General features: G+C 38.8%; 17 protein-coding genes, 2 tRNA genes and 1 pseudogene. 5 read left to right on the top strand and 15 right to left on the bottom strand.

Annotated elements, in window-relative coordinates:
- Positions 1 to 356: 356 nt before the first annotated feature.
- From NSU02_RS09335 to NSU02_RS09305, 7 genes are all read right to left on the bottom strand, one after another.
- A complete protein-coding gene (locus tag NSU02_RS09335; protein WP_063389575.1) occupies positions 357 to 722 on the bottom strand; it encodes a PH domain-containing protein in 366 nt (121 codons plus the stop codon).
- Positions 723 to 791: 69 nt separating this feature from the next.
- Positions 792 to 1,241, bottom strand: coding sequence for a DinB family protein (locus NSU02_RS09330; protein WP_063389576.1), 450 nt, complete (start codon positions 1,239 to 1,241; stop codon positions 792 to 794).
- 703 nt (positions 1,242 to 1,944) lie between these two features.
- Complete coding sequence (copZ, locus tag NSU02_RS09325) at positions 1,945 to 2,148, bottom strand: copper chaperone CopZ (protein ID WP_094245704.1); 204 nt, start codon at positions 2,146 to 2,148, stop codon at positions 1,945 to 1,947.
- 57 nt (positions 2,149 to 2,205) lie between these two features.
- Positions 2,206 to 4,602, bottom strand: a complete 2,397-nt coding sequence (locus tag NSU02_RS09320) for a heavy metal translocating P-type ATPase (protein WP_339195502.1) — start codon at positions 4,600 to 4,602, stop codon at positions 2,206 to 2,208.
- 12 nt (positions 4,603 to 4,614) lie between these two features.
- Positions 4,615 to 4,890, bottom strand: a complete 276-nt coding sequence (locus tag NSU02_RS09315) for a metal-sensing transcriptional repressor (protein WP_063389602.1) — start codon at positions 4,888 to 4,890, stop codon at positions 4,615 to 4,617.
- Between the two features lie 498 nt (positions 4,891 to 5,388).
- Positions 5,389 to 6,849: an aldehyde dehydrogenase family protein gene (locus NSU02_RS09310; protein WP_063389579.1), complete on the bottom strand. Its 1,461-nt coding sequence runs from the start codon at positions 6,847 to 6,849 to the stop codon at positions 5,389 to 5,391.
- A gap of 654 nt (positions 6,850 to 7,503) precedes the next feature.
- Complete coding sequence (locus NSU02_RS09305; protein WP_063389580.1) at positions 7,504 to 7,821, bottom strand: helix-turn-helix transcriptional regulator; 318 nt, start codon at positions 7,819 to 7,821, stop codon at positions 7,504 to 7,506.
- A gap of 137 nt (positions 7,822 to 7,958) precedes the next feature.
- Between NSU02_RS09305 and NSU02_RS09300 the strand changes: the two genes are divergently transcribed.
- Positions 7,959 to 8,234 (top strand): hypothetical protein, encoded by a 276-nt coding sequence (locus NSU02_RS09300; protein WP_063389581.1) that lies wholly within the window; start codon positions 7,959 to 7,961, stop codon positions 8,232 to 8,234.
- Positions 8,235 to 8,834: 600 nt separating this feature from the next.
- Here the strand turns inward: NSU02_RS09300 and NSU02_RS09295 are convergent.
- The 3 genes and pseudogenes from NSU02_RS09295 to NSU02_RS09285 form a co-directional block, all read right to left on the bottom strand.
- Positions 8,835 to 10,214 carry a methyl-accepting chemotaxis protein gene (locus NSU02_RS09295; protein ID WP_066246625.1) on the bottom strand — a complete coding sequence of 460 codons (1,380 nt, stop codon included), beginning with the start codon at positions 10,212 to 10,214 and terminating at the stop codon, positions 8,835 to 8,837.
- Between the two features lie 305 nt (positions 10,215 to 10,519).
- A pseudogene (locus NSU02_RS09290) lies at positions 10,520 to 11,197 on the bottom strand (pirin family protein).
- Between the two features lie 61 nt (positions 11,198 to 11,258).
- Positions 11,259 to 12,221, bottom strand: a complete 963-nt coding sequence (locus NSU02_RS09285) for an MBL fold metallo-hydrolase (protein ID WP_311067257.1) — start codon at positions 12,219 to 12,221, stop codon at positions 11,259 to 11,261.
- Between the two features lie 147 nt (positions 12,222 to 12,368).
- Here NSU02_RS09285 and NSU02_RS09280 point away from each other — a divergent pair.
- Together NSU02_RS09280 and NSU02_RS09275 are read left to right on the top strand one after the other, a co-directional pair.
- Positions 12,369 to 12,445, top strand: a tRNA-Pro gene (locus NSU02_RS09280).
- A gap of 1 nt (position 12,446) precedes the next feature.
- Positions 12,447 to 12,534: transfer RNA gene (locus tag NSU02_RS09275), tRNA-Ser, on the top strand.
- A gap of 168 nt (positions 12,535 to 12,702) precedes the next feature.
- Here NSU02_RS09275 and NSU02_RS09270 read toward each other — a convergent pair.
- The gene (locus tag NSU02_RS09270; protein WP_339195496.1) at positions 12,703 to 15,849 is read right to left on the bottom strand and encodes an efflux RND transporter permease subunit; all 3,147 of its coding nucleotides are present in this window, start codon (positions 15,847 to 15,849) and stop codon (positions 12,703 to 12,705) included.
- 149 nt (positions 15,850 to 15,998) lie between these two features.
- On the opposite strand from NSU02_RS09270, the gene NSU02_RS09265 reads away from it, so the two are divergent.
- A complete protein-coding gene (locus NSU02_RS09265) occupies positions 15,999 to 16,856 on the top strand; it encodes a TetR/AcrR family transcriptional regulator (RefSeq protein ID WP_339195493.1) in 858 nt (285 codons plus the stop codon).
- A gap of 36 nt (positions 16,857 to 16,892) precedes the next feature.
- On the opposite strand, the gene NSU02_RS09260 is transcribed toward NSU02_RS09265, so the two are convergent.
- Positions 16,893 to 18,083 (bottom strand): MFS transporter, encoded by a 1,191-nt coding sequence (locus NSU02_RS09260; protein WP_063389587.1) that lies wholly within the window; start codon positions 18,081 to 18,083, stop codon positions 16,893 to 16,895.
- Positions 18,084 to 18,400: 317 nt separating this feature from the next.
- Entirely contained in the window at positions 18,401 to 18,544 is a 144-nt protein-coding gene (locus NSU02_RS09255; protein WP_158640157.1) for a hypothetical protein, read from the bottom strand.
- Positions 18,545 to 18,695: 151 nt separating this feature from the next.
- On the opposite strand from NSU02_RS09255, the gene NSU02_RS09250 reads away from it, so the two are divergent.
- Complete coding sequence (locus NSU02_RS09250) at positions 18,696 to 19,328, top strand: CoA pyrophosphatase (protein ID WP_130157232.1); 633 nt, start codon at positions 18,696 to 18,698, stop codon at positions 19,326 to 19,328.
- Positions 19,329 to 19,349: 21 nt separating this feature from the next.
- Here NSU02_RS09250 and NSU02_RS09245 read toward each other — a convergent pair whose 3' ends face one another.
- On the bottom strand, positions 19,350 to 20,690 hold the full coding sequence (locus tag NSU02_RS09245) for an MATE family efflux transporter (protein ID WP_311067339.1): 1,341 nt from the start codon (positions 20,688 to 20,690) through the stop codon (positions 19,350 to 19,352).
- A 147-nt stretch (positions 20,691 to 20,837) separates the two neighbouring features.
- Positions 20,838 to 21,572: a glucose 1-dehydrogenase gene (locus tag NSU02_RS09240; protein ID WP_339195488.1), complete on the bottom strand. Its 735-nt coding sequence runs from the start codon at positions 21,570 to 21,572 to the stop codon at positions 20,838 to 20,840.
- Positions 21,573 to 21,800 lie beyond the last annotated feature (228 nt).

Below are 21,800 nucleotides of genomic sequence, written 5' to 3'. Positions count from 1 at the left end.
AGAACGGAACAGTTTTTTTAGTAAAATATTAAAACTGTTTTTTGAAGACGGTGGAGTAATATGCCAAAGAACTTTGCAGATAAGCGGGATACTTTTATTAAAAAGCGGAATTTAAAGCGTCATCCTAGTATTGAAAAAACAAAAAAAGCACCGAGATTTAAGAAATTTTATAGGTGCTATTGCTCTCAAACAATCATTCTATATGAAAAATTTCATAGAAGCAATTTTAAATGTTCTTAACAATCTTTGCATTTTATTGCACCTATTGATTCAAAAATCTCTTAGTGCAGCATTGTAAATGTTATATTTATTTATTTTTGTAAAATATAAAAATTCTTTTGATTTAAAGAGTACAACTACAGAATATGACTTGCAATGATTCGATCAAGCTTCCGAATATTCACTTTTTTATTTAATAATAATTTGAATTTCCCTGCCCTAGTCCATAGTTCGAGTTCTGCATTAAGGTCAATCTTTCCTCCATTTTCAGAAGAATACATGACAATCGATTTAAATGGAATGGTGTAGATTTCCACTTTTTTACCTGTAATTCCTTGACGATCGGCAATGATTATTCTTTTGTTCGTCACGACCGCAACATCTCGAACCGTTTTATACGCAGCTTCCGCAGTTTCCCCTTCAATTAAAATTTCCTCCACTTCTTTTGGAACATCTGTCTCTTCATAAAACGTCCAAGTCATAATAGAACCTACATTTGCCATACCTGATTTCATCCCCTATTTGCTTCATTTATGAACAATAAACATAATTTTGGCAAACTGTCTTGGAGCTTATCTTACAAATGTGATAAAATCAACGTTCACTGGTTCATGCCGTTCAGATCGCAGTCTCAAGTTGATCTGTCCTCGATGGTAATGTCCGTGCAAAGCGACATGAGTTAAAATTTCCCTTAATGTATTTTGAAACTCGATTCCTTTACTGTTTTTGTAAGTGACAATGTTGTCTAAATCACGATTCGTCAAATTTTTCAAAAACGATGTAATGCTCTGTTCATTTTGTTTTGCAAGTTCTGCACAGGCATCTATATGTACATCCTCCCAAATCGCAATGTGTGAGCTGTCCAATCCTTGTAATCTTGTAAACCATAGTTTTTCAGTTAAAAGAATATGCGAAAACAAGCGCAGCGCCCCATTATTTTCCCCTTCAATCTTTTGCAAAGTGTCTAATATACGCTCGTTCGCCCAATGCAAGTGCTCAAACATCTTTTGAATCGTTTCCAATAAAAATCCTCCTTCTTTACTTTACTATGTATGCAGCAAATGCTGCTCCTTTGAGTTAACTGACAATGATTAGGTTTTATCGTGCAAAAGTTCGTCAAATACACGGTGTATTTTCCGAATATTCTAATAATTTATTGTTGACAAGCTCCTGATTATGAATTCCTGTTTTTGACTGTTTTATCAAATTGGGAGATATCCAACCTTTTAAAACTTTTTGGGAAAGAAACTCCAAAGATTGTTCAGAGTTTTGCATTCTGCCTCGCAAAATGACAAGTGTTGAAACAATTATAACATGAGTTCGCTTAAAAATTTAAACATTTTTTCAGTCTGTGAGCATAATTAAGCTCTCTATTATTAATCCAACTTCTGTAAAATATTATGCAAAATTACATATTCAATTTACCTGCTTGACAGCCGATTTTCTCATTGATTCGTTCAATCATTTCGCAAACTTTAAAAGTCGGATAGATCATATGCTTGCTGGACAGATCAAGCAATCAATAGTTTACTTTCTATCAGTTAGTATTTAATAATAGAAGAAGGAAAGGGGCATGCTGACATCAAACGACAAATAGTTAATATTTATATCTATAGAAGGAAAGAGGTTGTAATAGCCTGACTCTTCTTTTCAACCTTTTGAGGCATTGAAGCTCTTCATATAGAACTAGCAAAAGGAAAACCATCCCCTTTTAGGAGAGGATGGTTACTTGACATCGTAGCCTTGATCTTCAATGGCGTTTTTCATTTTTTCAATTGTTACTTTTTTGTCGTCATATTCTACCTCAACAGTTCCTTTTTCAAGTGATACTTCGACCTTTTCGACTCCGTCCAGCTCTTTTAGAGCGTTTGTAACAGCCATTTTGCAGTGATTGCAAGACATTCCTTCTACTTGAAATGTAAGATTCATTTTCATTTCCTCCTTAGCATGATTTTAAGATATTCAGATTAAATCGTTGCAAATACTTTACAGTTTAATTCGTTTTAGACGCAGCGCGTTTGTGACAACGGAAACTGAACTGAGTGCCATCGCTGCTCCGGCGATCCAAGGCTCCAAGAGGCCAAGGGCGGCAACTGGTATGCCGATTGAATTGTAGAAAAGAGCCCAAAATAAGTTTTGCCGAATGTTTTTCATCGTTTTTTGGCTCAAGGAAATCGCTTTTGGAATGTGTGTTAAATCGCCTCCGACCAAGGTGACATCAGCCGTTTCGATGGCGACATCTGTCCCGGTTCCGATCGCCATGCCGATGTCGGCAACTGCTAGAGCGGGTGCGTCATTCATTCCGTCTCCAACCATCGCTACACGATATCCTTGCTTTTGTAGATCCTCCACGATTTTCGCTTTTTCCTCCGGAAGCACTTCAGCATATACTTGCCCGATCCCCGCTTCCTTCGCTACTGTTTCCGCTGTTCTTTTATTGTCTCCCGTTGCCATAAATATGTTGATTCCCATTTCCTTCAATGTTTGAATGGCTTTTTTTGAGCTTTCTTTAATAGTATCAGCGACAGCGATGATGCCGGAAAGCTCCCCATCAATTGCAACTAGCATAGCTGTTTTTCCTTCTGATTCAAGCTTCACCATTTTCTCCTCATGGGCTGAAGTTGCAATCGACCGTTCTTTCATCAGCTTTCTTGTGCCAACAAGTATATGTTTTCCATCTACTTTGGCTTCGATGCCATGTCCAGTCACGGCTTTAAAATGCTCCGGCTTTTGTATGTTGATGGAACGTGCTTTACCGAATTCTACAATTGCTTGGGCAAGCGGATGTTCAGAAGCGCTCTCCGCAGAAGCGGCATAATAAAGCATGCCTGTTTTTAATTCAATACAATCGGTCACTTCCGGTTTTCCTTTTGTTACCGTTCCCGTTTTGTCAAGGAGGATCGCATTGATTTTATGTGTTTCTTCTAGATGCTCTCCCCCTTTAAATAAAATCCCGTTTTCGGCCCCTTTTCCTGATCCGACCATGATGGATGTCGGCGTCGCCAATCCGAGTGCACAAGGACAGGCGATGACAAGAATGGAAATCGCTACTTCTAACGCTCTTGCCATATCATATGGCGTTATGAACAAATACCAAACAGCAAACATCACGATCGCAACGCCTACAACAATAGGAACGAATATACCGGATATGACATCGGCCATTCGCTGTATCGGCGCTTTCGATCCTTGCGCTTCTTCAACAATTTTAATGATGTTGGCAAGAGCGGTATCCTTCCCAACCTTTTCTGCCCGTATTGTTAAAAGGCCGTTTGTATTGATTGTGGAGCCAATTACTGCATCCCCTACTTTTTTCTCAACCGGGATAGATTCACCTGTGATCATCGATTCATCGACAGAAGACATTCCAGAAATGACCGTTCCATCGACTGGAATTTTTTCTCCGGGCTTTACGATTATCTCATCCCCTACTTTTACTTGCTCCAGCGGGATCCATTCTTCCTTCCCGTCGCGGATGACCAGCGCGTCCTTCGCTTGCAGGCTTAATAGCTTGGAAATAGCTTCTGTCGTTCTACCTTTTGCAATCGCTTCAAAATATTTTCCAACGAGCACTAGGGTGATCAAGATTGCGCTCGTTTCAAAATATAGATGCGGCATATGATCGGAACGGCCGATTGATTTGATCGCTTCGTACAAACTATAAAAGTAGGCTGCTGATGTGCCGAGCGCCACGAGCACGTCCATGTTTGCGCTTTTGTTTCTTAAAGCCCGGTAAGCTCCTGTGTAAAATGAGCCGCCGATATAAAATTGAACAGGTGTTGCCAGCAACAGCTGAAACCACGGATTCATAAACAGATCCGGCACCGCAAGCCCCGTTTCAAACGGTAAATGGGCGATCATTGTATACAATAAAGGAAGCGATAATAAAATAGAAACAATAAGCTTTCTTCTTTTATGATGCAATTGTTCTTTTTTTCGATCCGATTGATGGGTAGTCTCGTCCCGAACTTGTCCTTTATAACCAAGCTTTTTTATTTTCTCTAAAAGATCTTCAACCGAAACAACGCCTTCCCTATATTCCACAACAGCGCTGTTTGTCGCTAAATTGACAGTCGCATTTACAACGCCTTCCGTTCTTTTCAGCCCTTTTTCAATACGTGCGCTGCATGCGGCACACGTCATGCCTTCAATATCCAATGTTACTTTTTCCGATTCGACGCCGTAACCTAACTGTTCAATTTTCCGCTGGATGTCTAAAAGATTTTGTTTCGAAGGGTTATAATGAATAGTTGCTTTTTCCATCGCTAAATTGACAGTTGCCTCTACCCCGTCCATTTTATTCAGCACTTTCTCAATGCGCGCGGAACATGCAGCACATGTCATGCCGGTAATGTTTAATGTGACAAGCTTCTGTTCGCTCATTTGTTCCACCTCTTATTTAGAAAACTGTTTGATCACATCCATCAGCTCGCGAATCGACTCATCACCGCTTCCTTCTTTGATCGCTTTCGCAACACAATGGCTGGCATGCCGCTCCAACAGGTTGAAACCTACTTTTTGCAGCGCAGCTTGAATGGCTGAAATTTGGACTAAAATATCAATGCAATAACGATTGTCCTCAATCATTTTTTGTACCCCACGAACCTGCCCTTCAATCCGTTTCAGCCTCTTTAAAAGCTTGTCTATTTCATCAGAAGTTCTAGGAACCATTATTTTCTCGTGATCATGTTTTTCATTTTCTGTCACTGACACCCCTCCCCTCTTTCGTTTGTATACATTATACCCGTTACAGGTATAAAAAGCAAATGATTCATCTTTCTAGTTTTTTTACAAAGATTCAACTCTATCAAGTCGTGAAACACAATTTTCTGCAAAAGCTGACCGCATACTTAAGAGTGGACAATAAAATTCAAAAATTGGTAAGATTCGTTTTAATAAAAAATCAGATAGCATGAGAGGTGCCTTCATGAAATTGTTTTCGTTTATAAAGAGGATGTATTTTTATATTTTTCTCTAGAACTATCGCTTATTCCCCAAAAGGAATTTCCTCGTCCAAAATTCCTCTTACAATAAATCGGGGCTGTCTAATAAGTCGATTTTCCGGCTTATAGACGCCCCTTTAATGTTTTAGAAACACTGATATATCAATGCTTATGATGATGTTTCGTTTTCAGTGGATTTTGACTTTCTGGACAGCCCCTGTCATCATTAAAACGGAAATTGACGCTCTTTTTCTTGAACTGAAACCCATTTTGTCACGGTAAATTCGTCAACAACCCATGGATTTCCGAAACGTCCTAAACCGCTTCCTTTGTTTCCGCCGAATGGAATATTTGGAGCATCATTGACTGTTTGGTCATTGATATGGGTCATGCCTGAATCAATGGACAACGCAAGCTGTTCCCCTCTATTCAAGTCGCTGGTGAAAATAGAAGAACTTAAACCATATTCGGTGTCATTTGCCATTTCAATCGCTTCTTCATCTGATTCAGCCTTAATGATTGTCGCGATGGGCGCAAAAACTTCTGTTTGCGCGAGCTTGCTTGAATTTTTTACATTCGTAAAGACAAATGGAGTGAGGACGTTTCCTTCTCTTTTCCCTTCTAAGACAAGTGTTGCGCCTTCCTTCTTAGCTTCTTCAATGTAGCTTAAAGCTTTTTTCAGCTGCGTTTCATTGATTAATGGTCCAATGACCGTATTGGGATCGGAAGGGTTCCCATAAGGAAGAGATTTTGCTCTGGAAACAAATTTTTCCACAAATTCATCGTAATGATCTTTATGAACGATAAAGCGATTGACGATCATACAAATTTGTCCTTGGTGGATAAACTTGCCGAAAACAGCGGCGTTCACTGCCTGGTCTACGTCGGCATCCGACAGCACGACAAACGGACTGTTGCCTCCAAGCTCCAGCGCAACCCGTTTCAAATTGCGGCCAGCAATTTCACCGATATGTCTGCCAACGGCGGTGGAGCCGGTAAAACTAATTAAGCGCGGAATCGGATTTGTCAACATTTCATCACCGATTTCAGGAATATCGGTTAAAATCATGTTGAAGACTCCTTTTGGAAGTCCGGCATATTCAAATGCTTTCGCAATGATCGAGCCTCCAACAAGACCTACCTGTATATCCGGTTTATGGACAACGCTGTTTCCTAATGCAATCGCAGGAGCGATTGTTCTCATCGATAAATTCATCGGGAAATTGAACGGTGATATTGATGAAATCACTCCGAGCGGAAGACGGTAAATTTTGTTCACTTTCCCTTCAATTGCACTTGGGACTTCCCTGACTTCATGTATGGCTCCTGCATAGTTCAAGGCTTCTTCGAGAACCTCCAGCGTCAAGTGCAATTCTACATTCGCCTTTAAAACAGTTCCGCCTGTCTCACGAGTGATAACGCTTACAATTTCATCCTGATGAGACTTTAAATATTCTGCTGCTTTTCGAATAACTTCCTTTCTTTCTTCAACAGACGATTTCGCCCATTTTTTTTGTGCCTGTTGAGCGATTTCAAATGCTTCTTGCACTTGTTCTCTCGTTGCTAAACGCACTTTTGTGATGAGGGAATTATCGTAAGGATTAACATCTTCAAATATGCTTTCGCTTTTTCCTTCAACCCATTGTCCGTTAATATAGCTTTTATTGTAGTTCTCAAATTTCTCCATTTGGTCCCCTCCTAAAAATTCCGAATTTTCAATCCAATTTTATTAGTTTATGGAGCGGCTGTCAATCATTAAACATCATTTCATATTTTTCGTCCTGCTGTCATTGTATCAATTTGCTTGGTCCGCCATGAAATTGGCAAGCTTCTAAAAAACCTTTCATTGAGAACTGTAAGATTTTCAGGAAGCTGCATCAACATAGCAGCTATGCTCCGTTTTATAGATAAATATGTTTCGCTGCCGACTTCCATTCCAACTCAAATCCCAAATATTTCTCGCTATATTTCGACAATGTTTAAATGATTTTCGAGTCATTTTTATTGAAATGGTTCAGAAGTTCCATTTGATTGTGCTTTTGAAAAGTAGATCAACTGTATATAGTTTTGTTCAAACATACTTTTTGGCTTCTTACATTCTAGCAAAATATTTTAAGCCGATGCATCAGCATGTTCCATTTTTACTGTGCATATAATACGGCAGTTACTTGCCTGGATCTAAAAAGCGGTGATTCAACTCTCCATAAAAATAAAATAATAAAGAGAATTCTCACCGCTTCCAAAAACTATCAAAACATGGTAAAATAAAAAGGAACATTTGTTCGTTTATTTTCGGTCTGCCTTTCGTCACGAATTCATGAAGGGATCAAGGGATGGAGGGTTATTTTTGAAAAGAAGATAAAAAAACATACAATGCTTTCTTTTGCTCATCATTTAAAGTAGAAAGAATATGTTCTACTTGATCATCAACAAGAGATATGTCCTCGTTATCGATCATTTTAAAAAAGCTTCCCATCGGTATATTAAATCTTTGGCAAAATTTTTGAATGAGGCTAATAGGAATTTCTTGTTCACCATTTTCGATTCTAGAAAGCCTTGGCTGAGAAATTTCCAAATCCTCGGCCAGTTGAACCATCGATATATTATACTTTTTTCGCACTTCTCTTATTTGTTCTCCGATTTTTTTATTGATTTCCATCTGTTACATTCCTTCTTTGCTACTTCATCTATAATATAGTTTAACGTTTTCCTATTTTACTTTCAATTCGTTTTGTATTACTATAAAAATGAATATTTTTTATTCATTTTTATCTTCAAAGGGTTGGGTGAGCATAGATGAACTTTGAGCAAGCTTTCAATGAATTCGCTTATAATCGAATTGAGCAAGCTTTGTTAAATCGACAAAACCGTGAGCTCAAAGCTCTATACAACGAGCTTGAAGAAAAGCTTAAAAAGCTGGGCATAGCCAAAAACGATTGCGATGATTTAAAAGGAACCATCTATTGTTTGATGGATACTCAAAATTTGCTAGTTTATAGGCAAGCACTTGCAGATGTCATTTCCTTTCTTATCAAACTGGAAGAAACAAAAGCGGGCACCGGCCAAAAATAAACAATTCTACGAAAATATTTCCCGTTCATGCTGATCAAAAGGGTTTTTGGGGGTCAAGATGTTGACAAATGAATTAAATCCTTCTTTCTATGAACATCGTAAATATTTTTCACTGCCTCTCTACATATTTAATAATGAGTATAAAAAAGACCATCATGAATCAATTATTGAACAGCATCTACATAAAAATGTAAAAAATAGGTATTTTCAAGTCCCGGAATTCGTTTTTAAAGAATTTGCCAAAGGAAATTTGTCTGAAGTGTGTGTCTGGATTTTATTGACTTGTTTTTATTTGCTCCATATAAACAAGAGAAACGGCTTTAACGAAGGGGAAATTTTGCGGCTCGTAATGGAAGCGAGGAAAAAGACATGTTCTCATCCATCATTAAAAAAATGCTTTAAGCATTGTGTTGCGGAGTTAAAGAGAAGCGGATGGATCGAGCAGAAAAACAGGCTAATCTTTCTGAAAATTTTTTGAGTATTCATTCTCTTTTTTTTAATTTTCTTGTTTGAGAGAAAAGAAAAACGCGGTTGTGAAACCGCATTTTTAAATAAAAGGGCGAAAATTATATCGTTTCAAAAAGGATTGAAACCATCTGCTTATTTTACTATTAAATCGACACCGATAACCCCGACGATGTCTCCGTTCTTATGAATGGGGAAGGAAATGGTGATGCACGGTTTTTTTGTAACAGCAGATGTATAGATGCTTGATATAAAGATTTTATTTTTACTAGCTTCGATAAACCAAGGACGGGCTTTTGCATTTATTAAGCCTGCAGGAGGGTTGGAATAAACGAATGTACCGTCCAGTCGATTCGACCAAATAGCTTCGATATGCTCGTTCTCCTCAAAAAATTGATCCAATGCTTTTTTATGAACATCCGCATCTAGTTCATACAATGGAAATTGTGATAAAAGATTCATCACTTTTTCTTTCATTTCGTTGATTTTTGCCAAATCTATTTCTGTAATTTGTTGAAGCTGATCCCTTTTGACTAACGTTTGCAGCTCTTTAGAGGTTTGATCCAATGTCTCGCTGATGGCAATCATCTCTTCAATATGCTGGTGCTGCTTATCCATATCTTCTGAAACTCTCAGTGCATATGTTTTATTTTCATGAGCCATATCTGAAATTTGCTTGAGCACCGTAGTAATTTCCTGTACATGATCACACTGTAATTCGACAGCGTCTTTCGAATCCGATACCATTGATGTGATTTTGCCCAACGATGTTTGAAAAGAATGGATAACATCAATTAAAGATAGTAATTCAGCCACATTCTTTTTCATCTGATCGTTTTCCGATTTTACCATTTTGGTCGAAAACTCAATTTCTGATTGAATCGAAGAAAGAATTTGATGTGTTTCTTCAACCGCATCATGCGTTTGGTTTGCTAAATTTCCAATTTCATTTGCAACGACCGAGAAGCTTTTCCCATGTATTCCGGCTCTTGCCGATTCGATATTTGCATTTAATGCAAGTATTTTCGTTTTTTGGGAAATCGCTCCAATCGAAGAAAGAATGTGATCCATTTGTTTGGAAAAAGAAACGAGCCGATCCATTTGATCAAGAATTTTCAAATGATTTTGCCGCAGCTGTTCCGTTTCTTCTTGTATTTTTTGCAGCTGCGTTTTCGATTTTACGAGCTGTTCATAAAATAATATGCTTGAGGAATGTATCTCTTGAGAAGATGCTGTGATTTTCACAGCTGCCTCTTCAATTTTACGCATCTTTTCTGAAACGTTATTTGTGTCTTGCGCGGTCTGCTCAATATGCTCTAATAGCTGAAACGTGCTTTTTTTACTCGAGGAAGATCGTTCATCAAGGGAAACAGCGGTTAATTTCATTTGCTCAATGACGCCTTTTAATTGATCCGCAGCAACTTCCACCTGTGCCGCAAACGAATCCTCCATCTGTTTTTTTTGTCTATCTTCTTCATGATCCGCTGCTCGATTCCATTTTTTTAAAAACAGCATATTTATCACCTACTGTCTCCACTAATTTACTCTTTATTGTAACAAGCCGAACGAGAACGAAACATGATTTATGTCACATAATCTGACACAAAACATTTCAATATACAACCATTCGACAGATGCTACCTTTTTTCTCGTTTTTTCTTTATCATTGTTGAATTTTGCGCTTTCCCGAGAAATAATTTTTATTTACAAAATAAATACTCTCCTTCCGTGCAAAAAAGGAGGAGAGTTTATCAAACTGTTATTCTCTTTCATTCAAACTTTCCTGTTTGATAGTCGACGATTGCTTGCCGTATTTCTTCTTACGTGTTCATAACAAACGGACCGTAAGCTGTGACAGGTTCATGGAGAGGTTCTCCCGCATATAGAAGCAGCCGGAGTTTGTCTGTCGCTGTGACAGTTATGTAGCTTTCCTCTCCCTCAGCACCCTTTGTTAAAAACAGCACTTGCCCTTTTACCCCTTTTGTTTTGGACGCACCAAACAAGCCTTTTCCTTCCAAAATATAAAGAAAACCATTATAGCTTCCCGGAAGATCTTGATGTACGGACGCACCAGGTTCCAGAATCATTTCCACCATCGTGACAGGAACGTAATTTTTTAGTCGGCGCTTGAATACCTTTTGACGAACCAGAAAAAATCCGAATCAACGCTCCTTTTTCTTTTCTAACTGGCATGTCAGCACTTTTCAAATTTTGATAGCGGGGAGCGGTCAGTTTTTTTGAACTCGGCAAATTAACCCACAGCTGCAGACTGTGAACGGTAGATCCAGGTGCAGGATCTTCTTGATGGATTACTCCTCTTCCAGCAGTCATCCATTGAACATCCCCGGCTTTGCTTGCCATATCCATTTTTGTTATCAAAATGCTCCAAAATCCCGTCAATTACATATGTGACAGTTTCGATTCCCCGATGGGGATGAAGGTCAAACGTCCCTTGCTGAAAAATATCCTCCGCAAGCCAGGTTCTAACACAAACCCATCGGATGATTCGATTGTAACGCAACATTTTTAATTTTGCGTATATCTCTTTCCATACAAGCCTTATCTATTTTCTGCTTTTTGCAAGTAATCAATAATCCCTTGCGCACAAATGCCCATATCGATTTTTATATACTCGTGCACTTGATGATCTTCGGAAATATGTTTTTTCTTTAAGTAATCTTGCAACGTGCTGTACAATCTATCAGATAGAAGCTTTGATTTTTCTTCAAACGGCAAGCTTCCATGCTCTTTTACAACCGCTTTGCCTTGATCTACAAAAATGTCCAGCCAATATTTTAGCTGTTTATAAACTTCCTCTGGATGCTCGCTCATGCCAAAATGACCGAAAAATATTTTCGAAACGTTTAATGCTTCGATTCTTTCGCATGATTCAAGCATTTTATCCGGATCGAACTGGTTAGGAGAAGTAGACGGCAAATAAAACTCTAAGTCTGAATCTAAGAGCATTGAATAAAAAACCCCGATCGTGTCGCCGGTAAAGATGCCGTTACTTTTGGAATCATGTATACAAAAATGGTGATTCGCATGACCTGGTGTGTGATAAAACGTCAGCACGCGATCATCGCCTACTTGAAGCGTTTCCAAATCTTCTTTTACAACTAGCTGGTCTTCTGGCACGGGCAAAATCGGGTCAAACAATTTTTGAAATTGCTCCTCTCCATACACCGTTTTGGCGCTGGCAATTAATCTCGATGGATCTTGCAAATGACGTTTCCCGCGGGGATGAACGAACACTTTTGCTTTTGGGCAATGTTCAAGGAAAAGCCCGACACCTCCCGAATGATCTAAATGAATGTGCGTAACAATGATGTTTTTAACATCCTTCGGATCAATTCCTAAACTTTCAAGACCTTTTAATAAATATGGGACAGACGGGCTCGCGCTTGTTTCGATGATGGTCAGCTCTTTTTCGTGAAGAACGTAAGCCCCTGTTCTGTTTTCTAATCCTAAGTCAAAAAGATCAATTAATGTGATGTCATCGCCAATGTTTTGTACCTTCAATGTTATGTGACTCCTTTCTTTTATTTGCCTACTACATAATTCAACAAAAAAAGATTAATTTCCTTTTCCAAACTTTTTGTTGATTGGTTAAAATTTTTTAATGACAAATTTTTTATTTTAATATATAATATCAATGCTGACGTTTTTCGGGAAGTAGCTCAGCTTGGCAGAGCACCACGTTCGGGACGTGGGGGTCGCAGGTTCAAATCCTGTCTTCCCGACCATGGAGAAGTACCCAAGTGGTTGAAGGGGACGCACTCGAAATGCGTTAGGGCGGGCAACCGCCGCGTGAGTTCGAATCTCACCTTCTCCGTTTAAAAAACGCGCTAAAAAGCGCGTTTTTTTATTGCCGGAATTTGAATAATTGACCCTTTTGAAAATTTTTCAAAACAATTGATATTCTTATTTTCATAAAACTGTTTCAGCAAGTTATGCAAAAAAACCTGAAAAGCCTATTCAGTGCTTTTCAGGTTTTTTCTTATCATTCCTCGATTGGAGCTTTTCTTCTAAATTTGCTTAATACTTCATAGACGATCGGAACAATGATGAGAGTCAGCAAAGTCGAGCTGGTCAATCCGCCGATGACGGTTAAACCAAGTCCTCTCGAGATCATGCCTCCATCTCCTTCATAACCTAATGCGAGAGGAAGCAATGCTCCAACTGTTGCCAGCGCAGTCATTAAAATCGGTCTTAGACGAGTTGCCCCTGCTTCAATGAGCGCATCTCTTGTAGAAAGTCCTTCACGCTCTTTATGAATGACACGGTCAATTAACACAATCGCATTCGTCACAACAATACCGATTAACATGAGCGCGCCGATCAAAGCTGAAACGCTCAATGTTTCTCCCCCAAGCCATAGCGCTACAAATCCGCCGATGACGGTAAATGGAAGTGAAAATAGAATGGCAAAAGGCGCAAGTCCTTGACTAAACGTAACCACCAGCACAAAGTAGACAACAGCGATGGCAGCGAGCATAGCCAATCCTAATTGTGAAAACGACTCATTGATCTGTTCGGACACTCCACCTGTTTCAATGTTCACACCAGGCGGCAATTCTAAACCATCTATTTTCTTTTGAATGTTTGCATTTACTTGGCTAACGTCATTAGTAGTAATCTCTCCGCTGACTGATACTGCAAATTTTCCGTCGCGTCTAGTAATCGTATTGGATGTTTCGCCTTCTTTTACTTTCGCTACATCTCCAATTTTCACATTCATGCCAAGAGGGGACTGAATGGTTTTCTTTTTCATCTCATCAATCGAATCAAATGTTTGCTCTTCCCCTTCAATATAAACTTCAATGTCTTGACCTTCTTTTTGGATTGTTGTTAAAACCGGCCGTTCATGCTGTTGGCTTAATGCCATCGCAATTTGCCCAGCGGTCAATCCTAGCTTGCTCATCTTTTCTTGATCAACAACAAACGTGAACTCATCATAAGTTTTCGATAAACCTGATTCGACATTTTTCAAGTTTTTTTCATCTTCCAAGATTTTTTGCACTTTTTGGGCGACAGGCTCAATATCTTCCATCGAATCGCCAAACACATGCAATGTGTACTCATTGCTTGCCATCATCATGTCAATGGTGCCCCAATCGCCTTTTTCGTTCGTTAATTCATTTAAGTCTTTAACAATTTTCTCCTTTTCTTTTTCAAAATTCGGTGTGTCATCTTCATACATAATAAAGAAAATGGCCTGATTTCGATTTCCAGGATTCATCGGATTTTCGCTTCCGACAGACAATTGAATCGTTTTTACATGATCACGGTCGACAAGGAAATCTTCTGCCTTCAATGCGATATCTTCTACTTCTTCCAGCGTTTGCCCTGGATCCGGATCATACGTTACGATAACTTGCTTTTCTTGTTCATTCGGCAAAAAGCTTACACCGATGACAGGAATTAAAAACAGACTGGAGACAAGAAGCAGGATCGCAATCAATGATGTTATCCATTTATGGTTCAAAGACCAATTTAATATTTTTTTATAGTTAGTAACCAAAAAGCCAGCTTCCTTTTCTTTTTCGCCTTTCCGTTTTACTCCTTTTTTAAATAAAACGTGAGCAAGTGCCGGCACAATAGTAATCGCCACTAAAAGGGACGCTAAAAGCGAGAATACAATCGTAAGGGCAAACGGCATAAATAGCTGTCCGACCATCCCTTCGACAAATGCGAGCGGCAAGAAAACCGCAATCGTCACAATGGTTGAGGACATAATAGGAATAAACATTTCTTTTGTCGCTGCAATAATCAGCTCTTTCCCTTTTAACGGCTCCCCTTTTAATGTCATCCGTCTGTAAATATTTTCAATGACGACAATCGAATCGTCAATGACGCGGCCGATCGCCATTGTGATAGCTCCAAGCGTCATCATGTTCAACGTGATGTCCATTTCACGCAAAATGATTAATGCAATTAATATGGAAAGCGGAATTGACACCACGGAAATCAACGTTGAACGAATGTTGCGCAAAAACAGCAAAATGACAATAACTGCAAAAATCGAACCGAACAGCGCTTTATTCAGCATTGTTTCAACAGATTTTTCAATCGGTTCTGCTTGGTCCAGCGTTGAAACGACTCCGAGGCCTTTATATTCGTCTTTTAATTCATCCAATTTTTCTTTTACTTCATTCACAACTTCAACTGTATTCGCATCAGTAGCTTTTACAATTTGCAGTCCGATTGCTTCTTTTCCGTTCGTTCTTGATACGGATTCAGCTTTTCCGACGATTTCGATATCGGCAATTTCTCCTAATTCGACTGTTGGCAATTCAATGCTTTGCTGCTGGATCGCCTGATTTGGCGCTGCACCATTTGCTCCAGACAAACCGTTTGGCACTTGGCTCATTTGCGCCTCCCCAGCTTGCTGCCCTTGTGCTGATCCAGTGACTGGGATTTTAAGCTTTTTCAAATCGTCAATTGTCGTAATATTTCCGTCAACGACAACAGACTTTTCCGTGTCTTTAAATGTATAAAGACCTAATGGCGCACGGAGATCCGCACCTTGAATATAATCTTTTATTGTTTCCTCATTTAGCCCGAGCTCTTTTAATTTGTCTTGATGAAAAACAAGCCGCCCCTCTTCTACCTGCTGTCCAGAAGTTACAATGCTTTCTACTCCATCGATTCCTTTCAATTCAGGAACAATGATGTCTTCAACCAGTTCAGTTAATTCAGGAAGTGTTTTTCCTTCATCAAAAAAGCTCACTGTATAAACAGGGAAAGCGTTCATGCTAAATCTTGCAATTTTAGGCTCTCCTGCTCCATCCGGAAGTTCGACTTGTTCGATTGCCTTTTCAGCTTCCTCTTCTGCTCGTTCCATATCTTTTTCAAATTTGTATTCAATTTGAATAGAAGATGCATTTTCAAACGAATTAGAGCTGACGATTTCCACCCCGTTCAAATTGCGAACTGCTTCTTCAATAGGAACCGTCACTTTCTCTTGTACTTCTTCAGGGGTTGCACCTGGATATGTAGTCGTAACACTTATGATGGGAGTGTTTATGTCCGGGATCGTCTCCAGCTTCATATTAAATCCAGAAAATAGTCCCGCAAAAATTGCAATGACAGTTAAAATCCAAATAGCCAGTTTATTACGGAGCGAAAATTTAATAATGTTCTCCACCAAGTCCCATTCCTTTCATGAAGATTTGACAATTCTCCTTTTTTTATACATACTTATAGTGAGTTGACTATATAGTCATTATAATTGACCGGTTAACTAGTAGTCAACTAAACTAATAAAATTTTTTCCGACAATAAGGGGATGTTCATGTGAAAGAAAAAGAACGTTTAATCATTGAAGCTGCGATGAAGCTGTTTGCTCGAAAAGGCGTTTCTTCCACCTCCATCCAAGAAATTACCAATGCATGTGGCATTCCGAAAGGTTCGTTTTATTTTTATTTCAAGTCAAAAGATGAACTGTTAATTAAAATTTTGGAGCAGTTTTTTAGTCAGTTAAAGAAAAAAACGGAGCAAATCGGGGCAAATTGCGAAGATCCAAAAGAGCGGTTTATTAAACAATTGTCTGTTCAATTAAAAGAATTTTTGGCGCATAAAGAAATATTTATTACGCAGATGCATGAAAATTTAAAAGAAAATAATGAAAAAATTGATTCGTTGTTACAAAACCTAAGAAACGACTTTTTTCATTTTTTAACAAACAATCTGAAAAACATTTACGGCAAGTCAATTGATAAGTATATAGCAGATGTAAACATTATCGTTCAAGGAATCTTTTTTTCATTCATTCAGTTCCTCATATTTGAAAATAGGGTGAGAGTAGATGAGGAAAAATTGGCAAAATACATTTTGCAAACAGCAGATGATTTAGTTAAAGGAATGCTGGCAAAACAAAATGACCCCATCATTCCAGCTGAGATCATGACCAAAATGTTCAATCATTCTCAATCCCCCAGCCATCCGTTGAACATTTTAAATGAGATAAAAGAAATGAGCCGTTCTATAATCGATGATGGACAGTTAAACATTACGATTGAAGTGTTAGAAGCTGAAATAACGGCTGAAAAGCCAAGAATTCCGGTCATTAAAGGAATGTTGTCAAATCTCCATGAATATCCTGAACTACGCTACTTGGCCAATCAACTAGCTGATTATTTTCAAATTAAATGAGCCTCTAAAGGGTTAATTCCTTTAGAGGCTGTATTTTTACTCCAACTCCAACGCTTTTGTTTCTTGTCCAAACAATAGAACAGCTAGTGCTCCAATAATAATGGCAGCGCAAAAAATTGAAAAAATGGCTACCATGGAAACTTTGAGAGCGGCTAAATAACCAACTAATAAAGGTCCGAAAATGCCACCAATTCTTCCGAACGATGCGGCCATTCCAGCACCTGTCCCGCGAATTTCTGTTGGATAAAGCTCAGGTGTATAAGCATAAAGCGCTCCCCAAGCCCCTAAGTTAAAAAATGATAAAAAGATTCCAGATATTAAAAGCTCTGCCGTTGTATCGGAAAATCCGAAAAAGAATGCGCTCAGTGCAGTGCCAAATAAATAAAGAGAAAGAACAAATTTTCTACCAATTCGTTCAATGAGCCACGCCGCACTAAAGTATCCCGGAAGCTGTGCAATCGTCATAATAAGAACATACTCAAAGCTTTGCACTAAACTGTAGCCTTTCATCATCACAACGCTTGGAAGCCATAAAAACATCCCGTAATAAGAAAAAACAACAGAAAACCACAACACCCAAAGTACAGCTGTTTGTTTCACATATTTTTTTGACCAGACAGCTGCGATATTTTTCCATACATTTGATTTTGTTTGTATCGATTTGAATTTTTTTGAATCCGGAAGCTTCATGCGCAAATAAATCGCATAAAAAGCCGGAAGAGCTGTTAAAATAAGGGCGAGACGCCAGCCAAATTGAGGGATAACAAAATAAGATATAATTGCCGCGATCAACCATCCTGCAGCCCAAAAACTTTCAAGCAGCACGACCATTCTTCCCCGATCCTTTGTCGGCGAGCTTTCTGATACTAGCGTTGATGCTACTGGCAATTCACCCCCCAGCCCCATGCCGATAAAAAATCTTAACAGCAAAAATACTGCTAATGTGGTTGTAAAAGCCGACAGGCCGCTGCCGATCGAAAATAACAATAATGTGATAATAAAGACAGTTTTTCTGCCAATTTTGTCTGACAAGAGACCGAAGAAAAATGCCCCTACAGCCATGCCGATCGAGTTGATGCTCCCGATCCAGCTCATTTGTTCTGCCGTCAAATTCCAATCTTCTTTTAACGCGGCAATGATAAAAGATAAAATGCCGACATCCATTGCATCAAAAAGCCATGCGAGTCCCGCAATGCCTAATAGCTTTTTTGTTGACATCTCTTTCATCTTGTCAACTTCACCTCTTTCTGATGTCTTTACATATGTTTTGTTATATGTAAACTATATCATATTTTACATAATTGTCATGTTTTTTGTTTTATAAACGAAACATAATATTGTGCCACCGGCATATGAATCCTATAATCGCAATTTCAGACCATCTTTGCAGCGTTTCATTTATTGCAAAAGGTACAATTCCTTGAAATTTCTACTTTCAGAAAAATCCTTAACAACTAAAAAAGATCCACAGAAATCATTTATATATTCTGTAGATCTTCGCCATTTAAAAAGGAATAGGAGACAGCATTTTGTCTATAAAATTTTTATTTTTTGTTTTTTGTCCCATCTTCTACGTTATAGGCTTGACCATATGCTTCACGGGACGGTTCATATAAGTCATGTACATCCGTTCTTCTTTCGAGTTCCGTTTGTTCATGTGTACGTTTTTTGTTTTTAAACCACTTCATTTTTGCTCACCTCTCATATATATCATCATCTTCTTATTTATTGTTGCGAAATTTTTTACGTTTATTCGAAAATATGCATGCCATTCGCCAACCAGTTCTTTTTTTCATTTATAATGAAATTAATCGATTATGTTAGATTGAAGGTGACAGTATGGAGATCGAAGATATTATAAAGAAGGTTAAAAATCATACTCCGACGATAATTGGGATGGATCGTTTAGTAAAATTTGCGGTATTGCTTCCGTTTATGCGAATAAATGATGAAGTTCATTTGTTGTTTGAAGTACGCGCCAAAAAATTAAAAAGGCAGCCCGGCGAGATTTGTTTTCCAGGTGGGAAAGTTGAGCCGACCGATCACGATGCAAAACATACAGCTATTCGCGAAACATCAGAAGAGCTAGGTATTTCAGCCGATATGATTCAGCATGTATATCCGCTTGATTATGTGATGACTGCCTACGGAACGGTTGTTTATCCTTTTGTTGGCATGATCGATCCTGACGCTTCGTTAGAGCCAAACAAAGACGAAGTCGGCGAAGTATTTACAGTTCCTTTTCAATTCTTTTTAGAAACGAAGCCAGAAATTTATGAAGTTCATTTTCGGGCAGAACCTGAAGAAAATTTTCCTTATGAAAGCATCATCGGGGGAAAAAAATATAAATGGAATTCACCGAAAATAGAAGAACATTTTTATTATTATAAAGATAAAGTGATTTGGGGGCTGACAGCCCGGATGATCTACTATTTTATCGATATGCTAAAGAGCGAGCCATCCCTAAAATAGTTTTATGGGATGGCTGTTTATTTAAGCTGTACCGTGAAACAATTCTTTTTTCCTCCACCCGCCGAGCCTAAAATATAAAAAGGCGAATAAGCTGGAAATAACAAAGCTGACGCCCATTCCGACACCGATGCCGTCTTCGCCGATCCAATTGGAAAAAAGGTATGTGAGCGGGTAACGCAGCACCCAAAACGAGATGATGTTTAAAATTAAGACTTGCATCATCGCACCAGATCCACGAACAACACCGTTTAACACAAAATTGATGCCAAGAAACGGATAGAAGAAAGCGACGATTTTTAAATAATTCACACCAAATTGCACCGCTTCTTCCTCCTGGATAAATAATTCCACACCAAAACGGGCGAAAAAGAGAATTAGCAATGATATCAAAACCATAATAGCTAAATTATACATCAATCCATATTGAGCAATTTTATAAACTCGATCCCATCGATTGGCACCAATGTTTATGCCTGCCAAGCTGTTGACAGCAGTTCCGAGGGCCATTGCGGGAAGCAAGATAATATTATCGAGCCTCTGAGCAGCGCCGAATCCGGCCAGCGCGTCTTCGCCAAAACTAGCTACAACGCTCATGATCGCCGTCACTCCAGCGGAAATGACCATCATTTGCATGCCGGACGGAACCCCGATTTTTAAAATAAGAGAAACTTCTTCTTTTTTCGGCATACGCGGCCATGTAAAAGGAACTAATTTGTAATGAATCGCCAAATATATTCCGAATAAAAAGGCGATCCCTTGGGAAATCACTGTTGCATAAGCCGCTCCGGCTATGCCGAATTGAAATCCAGAAATAAATAATGGATCTAAAGCGGCATTTAAAAGAACAGCCAAAACAACAAAATAAACCGGGGCTTTGCTTTCTCCAAGCGCACGCATCAATGTCGCCACAAAATTGTAGCCGAATAAGAAAATAATTCCAAGAAAATTAATTCGCAAGTATAAGGATGCATCTGCAATTAAACTGTCAGGTGTTCCAAGCAAAAATAAAATCCGTTCAGCAAAAATAAATCCAAAAACTCCAAGCAAAATCGATAATATAAACAGCGTGACAACAAAGGCATTCACATACCGTTTCAACCCTTGTTCATCGCGTTTTCCTTTTAATTGGGACAAAATCGTTAATGTTGCTTGGTTGATCCCGATAATGAAAGAAAGAATTGTGAAAATGACAGTTCCAGAGAGAGACACCACCCCTAATGCACGAGCCCCCAGCAAGTTTCCAACCCATAAACTGTCAATTATTTGATACGAAACTTGAAGCAAGTTCGTTAATAAAATAGGCGAGGAAAAAGTGATGAGCTGCTTTAAAATATTTCCTTCTGAGTAATCCGTCTGTTTCATCCAAGAATCACCTTTTTCTTTCATCTTACATTGACGCAGCCTTCGAATAAGCAAAGTGCCCCTCGTTGAAGGATTTACGACCACGTCCTGCTGAGAGCTTTTTTTGAACGAATGGGGCTCTCTTGCTTCCTTACCTTTTATCAAGATTTATTCTTCATATATCATTTTTTTCGTCATGCCGCCGTCAATAATAATATTTTCTCCCGTAATAAAATCGTTGTCGGGATGAGTTAAAAACAAACACGCTCTGGCAATATCATCCGGTTTTCCGACTCGCTTTGCAGGATGCTGTAGATGATCGCGCTCAGTAAGCAGTTCATAGTTGTTCGTTTCAATCCAGCCGGGGCTTATACAATTGACTCTGATTTTGTCTTCCCCCAATGAAATAGCTAAAGCGTGTGTTAAAGCAACGATGCCGCCTTTAGATGCAGCGTACGCTTCCGAATCTTTTTCAGACATGAACGCTCTTGTTGAAGCAATATTAATGATCGAACCTCCCCTTTCATTTTCTCGCATATATTTTGCCGATTCCTTTGCAAATAAAAATACGCTGCGAAGATTTGTTTGTAATATGTCATCCCATTCTTCAACCGTTAGCTCATAAAGAGATTTAAATCTTGAAACACCTGCATTGTTAATCACAATATCGATTCTTCCCGTTGTATGTTTGACCGTTTCTATTAATTTGATGACGTCCTTATGATTTTTGACATCCGTTTTGATAAACATCGCTCCATATTCCTCAGCTGTTTCCTTTCCTTTTTGTTCATTCACATCCGCTATCACAACTGTTGCTCCTTCTTTTGCATAGGCGGAAACGATCGCTTTCCCGATCCCTTGTGCACCGCCGGTTATAATGACTGTTTTTCCTGCAAAGACCATGTCGATTCCTCCTCTTATCGTTTTTTTAAATCCTGCTCTTGTTTTCGATTACTTCCGTTGGAAATAACAGGGTCAGCCCCACAATATTGAAAATTTTCATTTAAAGATAGACTTTTTTCGTTGAACGCAGAAACCGTCTAAAGATCTTTTATGCAAGCTTTTTCCCTCCTTTTAGCTTCGGCTACTTAAAAGGTTGGTTTCACCATCTTGTGTTCGAGCTACTAGTTC

The organism is Aeribacillus sp. FSL W8-0870, assembly GCF_037963755.1.
GTDB classification, from domain to species: Bacteria; Bacillota; Bacilli; order Bacillales; family Aeribacillaceae; genus Aeribacillus; species Aeribacillus composti.
Note: the sequence above shows the minus strand (reverse complement) of the source record. Positions and strands in the feature narration are given on the sequence as shown.